A 7,470-nucleotide genomic window follows, 5' to 3' on the forward strand; every position below is an offset into this window, starting at 1 on the left:
AATGAGTGAACTGAAAGGGAAAATTGATTTTGTGGCATTAATATCTGCAACGGAGGCTAATCCGAATGGAGATCCGCTGAATGGGAACCGTCCGAGAGAAAATTTTGATGGGTTTGGGGAAATCTCTGATGTTTGTATCAAGAGAAAAATAAGAAACCGCTGGCAGGATATGGGACAGAAAATTTTTGTACAATCGGATGATCGTTCGGATGATACATATAGCAGTCTGAAGGAACGTGCGGATGGATATACCCCTTTGCAGGAGGAAATCAAGAAAGGGAAAAAGGCTGATCGGGATAAATGTGCACAACTGGCCTGTCAGGAATGGTTGGATGTCCGCAGCTTCGGACAGGTATTCGCTTTTAAAGGCGTAGAAGTATCTCTTGGCATAAGAGGACCGGTATCCATTCATCAGGCTGTCAGTGTTTCTCCGGTAGATATTGTCAGCATGCAGATTACCAAAAGTGTAAACAGTGAGGCCGGTAAAGAGGGAAAGGCTTCCGATACCATGGGAACAAAGCATAGGATTGAGTTTGGACTTTATGTATTAAAAGGCAGCGTTAACGTACAACTGGCGGAAAAAACAGGGTTTTCTGAGGAAGATGCCCAACTGCTGAAAGAAGCGCTGAAGACTTTGTTTGAAAACGATGCGTCCTCAGCAAGGCCGGAAGGAAGCATGGAAGTCTGCCGGCTTTACTGGTGGCAGCATGAAGAAAAGATGCCTGCGGTTTCTACCGCAAAGGTACATCGAAGTGTAAAAATTGAGAAGAAAACGGACCATCCAAGATCCTTTAACGATTATGATATTTATTATGAAAATCCTGGTTGTGTAGAACCGGAGGTGTATGATTTTGTATGAGGAAGATGAATTTCTGCAGCTGTCCGGCATACAGCATTTTGCATTCTGCAGGAGACAATGGGCGCTTGCTTATATAGAGCTTCAGTGGTCGGAAAATGTGCGGACTGTGGAAGGAAAACTTCTTCATGAAAAGGCACATGATGTGATGAGCAGGGAAAAGCGCGGAGACCTGCTCATCTCCCGGGCCATGCCGATCAGCTCCAGAGAGCTTGGTATCAGCGGAGAATGTGATATCGTAGAATTTCATCGGGCGGAAGCTGGCGAGGGAATTTTTCTTCAGGGTCAGGAGGGGGAATGGTCTGTAATACCTGTTGAATATAAAAGGGGTTCACCGAAACCGAATCAGGTTGATATTCTTCAGCTGGCTGCACAGGCAATGTGTCTGGAAGAAATGCTATGCTGCAGTATTCCATATGGATACCTTTATTATGGAGAGATCCGGCACAGGGAAAAAGTCGAGCTGACTGAATCAGTGAGAAATGAAGTAAAGTCGATGTTCCAGGAGATGCACCAATATTTTGCAAGGAGATATACACCGAAGGTCAAATGGAGCAAGAGTTGCAATGCCTGTTCCTTACGTGATATTTGTCTGCCTGTGCTTGGAAAAGGAAAGTCAGCCGGAAGTTATGTAGAGGAACATATTGAAGAATAATTGGCTGTATGAAGTTTATGGAATCTGCACGATATTGAATGGTGAAAGGGACCGGGGGAAAAGCTGTGAAGAGATTATTGAATACACTTTATGTGACATCTCATAACCGTTACTTGTCTCTGGACGGGGAAAATATTGTTGTTTTGGAGAAAGAAAAGGAAGTTGGAAGAGTGCCGCTCCATAATCTGGAGGCCATTGTTACTTTTGGCTATACTGGTGCAAGTCCGGCACTCATGGGTGCATGTGCAGAACGAAATATCGGTCTGACTTTCCTTTCCGGGAATGGCAGGTTTATTGCGCGGGTAACAGGAGAAGTATATGGAAATGTGACGCTTCGCAAAGAACAGTATCGCAGAAGTGAGTCAGAAGAAGAAAGTCTGAAAATTGCAAGGAATTGTATTGCCGGAAAGGTCTATAATTCCCGCTGGATTGTGGAGAGGGCAGCGAGAGATTATCCTCTACGGCTGGATGTCGAGAAGCTGAAGAGTAAATCAGCTTTCCTTGCACAATCCCTTAAAAAGGTCCGTACCTGTCCTGATGCGGCTGTGCTCAGGGGATTGGAAGGAGAAGCAGCCTCTGTGTATTTTTCTGTTTTTGATGATATGATTTTGCAGCAGAAGGATACCTTTTCATTTCATGGCCGGAATAAAAGACCTCCGCGGGATGAAGTAAATGCAATGCTGTCTTTTGCCTATACCCTGTTAACGTCTATGTGTGCCAGCGCACTGGAGACAGTAGGGCTTGATCCTTATGTAGGTTTTTTTCATACAGATCGTCCGGGCAGAAAATCGCTGGCGCTGGATATGGTTGAAGAATTCCGCAGTGTGATGGCGGATCGGTTTGTATTGACTTTAATCAATAAGAAAATTGTAAATGAAAAGGGATTCCAGCGAAAAGAAAGCGGTGCTGTGATTATGGATGAAGAGCTGCGGAAAATTTTCCTTTCCTCCTGGCAGTCTAAAAAGCAGGAGATAATCACACACCCATTTTTAGGAGAAAAAGTAGAGTGGGGAATGCTGCCTTATGTTCAGGCAATGCTTTTAGCAAGATATCTGCGAGGGGATTTGGATGAATATCCGCCTTTTTTCTGGAAATAAAAATTTTCGGTATAAAAGGTTGTATCATCTGGGTAAGGTGTTTTGAAAAGTGTTATGCTATCTTGAAACGTTATTTCAAAATAATGTGCTTCTGTATTGCCCTTTTATATCAAAGACATAACAGGCGTAATGTGGCAATAACATTGCATTAAAGGAGCAAAAATGCTGGTATTGATAACATATGATGTGAATACAGAAACTGCAGCAGGTCGAAGCCGTTTGCGAAAAGTTGCAAAGCAATGTACAAATTACGGTCAAAGAGTACAGAATTCTGTTTTTGAATGCAATATGGATGCAGCTAAATGTCGGCAGGTAAAGGCGATTCTGGAAGAAATTATAGATAAGGATAAAGATAGCCTGCGCTTTTACTATCTTGGAGATAATTATAAAAATAAAGTGGAGCATATAGGCGCAAAGCCGGGATTTGATGTAACAGAAACTTTATTTATTTAAATTGTACTGTTCAGTACCGTCTCAGTATATGCCAAAATCCATCCTGAGGAGCAGAATGGATCACTGCCCAACTTCAGAATGGGTTGCTCCACTCCGCTAGCTTTCCAATAAGGCTCAGCGGGAACTCAACTGGTCGTTATTGCATAAAGTCTTATCAGCGAATGTGCTTGGGAGTAAAAGTGTCTCCAGAATATGCTGGAAGGCACCAACACCAAACTGTCTGGCAAAGTGTCAGAAACGAATTGCTGTTACTTTCTGAAGAACTTAACATCAAAAATTTGGATAAAGAGATTTACAATTTTACGAAAACGGAAGAAAAACAGGCGTCCCAGGCAATTCAGAAAGTCACTGGTATAGGGAATGCCAGCTCATAGGCTGTCATTTCAGATATCGAAACAGATACGGGCTGTTTTCCTACAGACAGGTATATTTCTTCCTGGATAGGGTTATGTCAAGGTGATAACGGGAGTGTCAAAAAACGATAGTCCGGTAAAACGGGAAGGAAAGCGCTCTTTTGCGAACAACGCTGATTGTTTGTGCACATTCAGCTGTCAAGAATAAAAATTACTGTTTCCATACGTAGGTCATAAAGAGCAGTGATCAGAGGGGGTAAGCTTGCCTATGCCGCAGTTGTCCATTTCATGCTCGCAGCCATTTAATAAATCCTCAAAGTCGGAGTGGTTCTTAGGTTCCTGGAGTTTTGATTACTACAACCAATTCAACAAGGAACGTAAGAACAATGCATATCTGATAAAATTAAAAGTACTTTTCTGGGAATTATCAGTAGTTGCTACCTGAATCTTAAAGAAAAGTTCAAAAAACGCTTTTTAAATTTGTGATGGATTGTTTGCGCTTTTTTGGTATCCGGAAGGTCATTTTTCACAGTAAACTGCCTTCGGTGATGAATTTTGGCGTTCCTGATACATATTTAGTCTAATTTTATGTGGATGATTCATTTTGTGGATAATGTAATCAGAACAAAGAATACTAAAGGTTTGTTTGAGTATGAGATGCTGGTGCGAATGTGAAGTGAACATAAAGTCCCCGGGAGATTCGCACCATGTATTTTCGGAAAAAAGAATAATTTATTTTAGACATATGATAATTTTGAAAATCTAGTTGATAATATTATCGCTTATATGTCAAAATTAGATATAAAATGTCTTGATGAAGGATATTCATTTGTTGATATTTGCGGTCTTCCTCTGTATAGAGGAAGTGGATTGAAATTTGCCGAAGAAGAACTGGTCCGCAGGTGATTTTGGTCTTCCTCTGTATAGAGGAAGTGGATTGAAATATGGATTCTTGGCTTGCAAATAGCCGGGAAAAAAGTCTTCCTCTGTATAGAGGAAGTGGATTGAAATAATCTGTATAACGGCTTACACGGTGAGCAGGACGGTCTTCCTCTGTATAGAGGAAGTGGATTGAAATTAGTCCATTGTTTTCTGTCTTATCTAACTGGCTTGTCTTCCTCTGTATAGAGGAAGTGGATTGAAATATAAGGAACGCGGATATAAGCCCAAAATGCCCTGGGTCTTCCTCTGTATAGAGGAAGTGGATTGAAATAAAGCCTTCGGGAAGCTTCTCGGCCTGCTCTGCGGTCTTCCTCTGTATAGAGGAAGTGGATTGAAATTTCAACGCCTCCTGAAACACTGATGCTATTCCTGTCTTCCTCTGTATAGAGGAAGTGGATTGAAATACGTTACGCTTATTACGTAGCTCTGTGCCGGTCTCCGGTCTTCCTCTGTTTAGAAGAAGTGGATTGAAATTTTGTTAAACCGAACCTTATGCAAATGTACAGTAGGTCTTCCTCCGTATATAGAAAATGTATTTAAATTATGGCTCACCGAGCTCCCAGGTATCCAAGGAGCCCATTATCTGCATAGAAGAAGAGTATTGAAATCAAGTATATTTAGGAAGTGAGAAATTTAATTGACAACCGTCCGCTTTCACTGTATATTATTTATCAGATTAGTTCTTTTTGGAACAAATCAACATATAAAAAACTACTGGTATATGCCGCTATCCGAAGCACTGTTTTTCCTGGCTAATGGAAAAATTCTGATATGCCTGGGAAGGCTCATGATTTGTTATGAAAGTCATCGAAAGTTATTTTATTTAAAGAGAGGACAGTATCTGAGGCTCCAACCTTGAAATTCTATTATATTCAAGGCCGTTACAATAACTCAATTACTGCCAGCGTTAGGAAAAAGCCTAAGGTTTCACAGGTATACCAGATATCGCTACCCAGCCAGGACAGAAGAATGCTGTATTTGGCGGCATCCCTCCAGGCAGCCACAATACAACTATTGAAAGGGGATTTTATCTATGAAAGCAACAAAGGAAAAAGAAGCCGATCTTGGAAACGGCAGTATTGGGAAGCTTCTTTTCAGGCTGGCGCTGCCTGCCATACTGGCACAAATCATCAATGTCATGTATAATATGGTTGACCGCATGTATATCGGCCACATACCGGAGGTGGGTCCCAGCGCCTTGACGGGTGTAGGCGTAACAATGCCCGTTATCATGGCCATTTCCGCATTTGCGGCGCTGGTAAGCATGGGCGGTGCGCCGCGGGCCTCAATTATGATGGGAAAAGGGGATAACGAAACCGCAGAAAAAATACTGGGCAACTGTACAACTATGCTTGTTTTGATGGCAATTGTGCTCACGGCGGTAATTCTGCTGTTTGGCCAGCCGATTCTGCTGTTGTTTGGAGCCAGTGAAAATACCATCGGCTACGCCTGGGCCTACATGCAGATCTATGGCATAGGAACTTTATTTGTACAGATATCTCTCGGCCTGAATGCCTTTATCAATGCCCAGGGCTATGCCAAAACCGGTATGCTTACCGTAGCAATCGGCGCTGTCTGCAATATTATCCTTGATCCGATTTTTATTTTCGGCCTGAATATGGGCGTCAGAGGTGCGGCGCTCGCCACTATTCTTTCCCAGGCAGTATCCTTTGTCTGGGTGCTTCGTTTCCTTTCCTCCGATAAAAGTTCTCTGCGCATCCGCAGGAAAAATCTGAAGTTGTCGGCTGCCATTATCCTTCCCAGCATCGGTCTTGGTGTGTCTCCCTTTATTATGCAGTTTACGGAAAGTATCATTTCCGTATGCTTTAATACCTCTCTGTTAAAATACGGCGGAGATATCGCAGTAGGGGCCATGACAATTATGACCAGTGTCATGCAGTTCTCCATGCTCCCGCTTCAGGGAATGACCCAGGGCGCGCAGCCCATTATCAGCTTTAATTACGGCGCCGGAAGCATTGACCGTGTGAAGAAGGCTTTCCGCCTGCTGCTGGTTGCATGCCTTGCATACAGCACGCTGCTGTGGGCGATTGCCATGTTCCTGCCACAGATTTTTATTGCTATTTTTACAGGCAATGCAGAACTGGCTGTTTATACGGAATGGGCTATCCGTATTTATATGGCGGCATCCCTGCTGTTTGGCATCCAAATTGCCTGTCAGCAAACCTTTATTGCCCTGGGCAACGCGCTGACCTCTGTTTTTCTGGCGCTTTTAAGAAAGGTTATTTTGCTGATACCGCTTATTTTCCTGTTGCCCGCCATACTTCCTGATAAGGTATTCGGCGTATTCCTGGCCGAACCGGTGGCTGATACGATTGCGGTTACTGTAACCAGCATTCTGTTCCTGCGGGAATATCGCAGGCTGTCCCACAAAAAAACTGGTATGTCCTGACATATCCGGTCATATTTTTTAATAAGAATAAAACTGGCTCCGGGAATTAAAAAAGCTTCCGGAGCCGGAGGTCGTTTATGAACCAGGATAATAACACCCAGCGCAGACTGGAGCTGATGCGCCTGATAAGAGAAGAAAACCACAATAACCAGATGCGTATCCGCACACGGGAAGAAATTCTTTATGGAAAAAGCGACAGCTACGGCGGCTTTGACGAATATGGCTATCCGTTGACTGCGGCGGAGTATTCCCGTCCGGATGAAAGCGTACATATGTCCTCCTTTGGCCTGCGGCTTGTTATTGCAGTGCTGTTATTTGGTATTTATTATTTTTGCCGGGGGCAGGATATCAGTATTGCGGGCATCACCGCACAGCAGATTGAAGCGGCTGTCAATGTGCAGGAAACAAAACTCGTTGATTTTATCAGCCAGTTTCCTTATATTTTACAGGATAAGTCAGATACCGGACAATAAGCTAAGGAGTTGTGAAATAACAGAAACTGCCAGGAATCTTCTGAACCGGATAAAAACATGGAAGTATCCCGGACCGTTTAAACTGCGGATGCCATAATGCCTTTATCGTGAGCTTGCATTGCAGGCAAAATGGGAAGGTGTAGTGTGAAAAAAAGTAGAGGACAGCCAAAAAGTGGCGCACTAATCTAAGCTGTCAAGAAATGGCAACTTTTTGAAGTGTTGATTTTCGAA

The 7,470-nt window shown here is 43.2% G+C and carries 6 protein-coding genes and 1 CRISPR repeat array; all 6 genes read left to right on the forward strand.

Annotation, left to right across the window (positions count from 1 at the left end; all coding sequences use genetic code 11):
• The first annotated feature begins 1 nt into the window (after position 1).
• Positions 2-859, forward strand: coding sequence for a type I-C CRISPR-associated protein Cas7/Csd2 (gene cas7c / locus DXC51_RS16930; RefSeq protein ID WP_117544982.1), 858 nt, complete (start codon positions 2-4; stop codon positions 857-859).
• Positions 849-1,511: a CRISPR-associated protein Cas4 gene (gene cas4 / locus DXC51_RS16935; RefSeq protein WP_035322156.1), complete on the forward strand. Its 663-nt coding sequence runs from the start codon at positions 849-851 to the stop codon at positions 1,509-1,511. The genes cas7c and cas4 overlap by 11 nt, the downstream gene beginning before the upstream one ends.
• 65 nt (positions 1,512-1,576) lie before the next feature.
• Positions 1,577-2,608 (forward strand): type I-C CRISPR-associated endonuclease Cas1c, encoded by a 1,032-nt coding sequence (gene cas1c / locus DXC51_RS16940; protein ID WP_117544994.1) that lies wholly within the window; start codon positions 1,577-1,579, stop codon positions 2,606-2,608.
• A 162-nt stretch (positions 2,609-2,770) separates the two neighbouring features.
• Positions 2,771-3,061 (forward strand): CRISPR-associated endonuclease Cas2, encoded by a 291-nt coding sequence (gene cas2, locus DXC51_RS16945; RefSeq protein WP_102288821.1) that lies wholly within the window; start codon positions 2,771-2,773, stop codon positions 3,059-3,061.
• Positions 3,062-4,258: 1,197 nt separating this feature from the next.
• Positions 4,259-4,898: a CRISPR direct-repeat array (repeat unit 33 nt; unit sequence GTCTTCCTCTGTATAGAGGAAGTGGATTGAAAT).
• A gap of 491 nt (positions 4,899-5,389) precedes the next feature.
• On the forward strand, positions 5,390-6,766 hold the full coding sequence (locus DXC51_RS16955) for an MATE family efflux transporter (RefSeq protein ID WP_021639120.1): 1,377 nt from the start codon (positions 5,390-5,392) through the stop codon (positions 6,764-6,766).
• Between the two features lie 77 nt (positions 6,767-6,843).
• Entirely contained in the window at positions 6,844-7,239 is a 396-nt protein-coding gene (locus DXC51_RS16960; RefSeq protein WP_102288824.1) for a hypothetical protein, read from the forward strand.
• Positions 7,240-7,470: the final 231 nt, after the last annotated feature.

The organism is Eisenbergiella massiliensis (genome assembly GCF_003435485.1).

Excerpts from the sequence above, each read along its gene's own strand:
- cas7c (WP_117544982.1), top strand. The coding sequence starts at position 2 with ATGAGTGAACTGAAAGGGAAAATTGATTTTGTGGCATTAATATCTGCA.
- cas2 (WP_102288821.1), top strand. The coding sequence starts at position 2,771 with ATGCTGGTATTGATAACATATGATGTGAATACAGAAACTGCAGCAGGT.
- DXC51_RS16955 (WP_021639120.1), top strand. The coding sequence starts at position 5,390 with ATGAAAGCAACAAAGGAAAAAGAAGCCGATCTTGGAAACGGCAGTATT.
- DXC51_RS16960 (WP_102288824.1), top strand. The coding sequence starts at position 6,844 with ATGAACCAGGATAATAACACCCAGCGCAGACTGGAGCTGATGCGCCTG.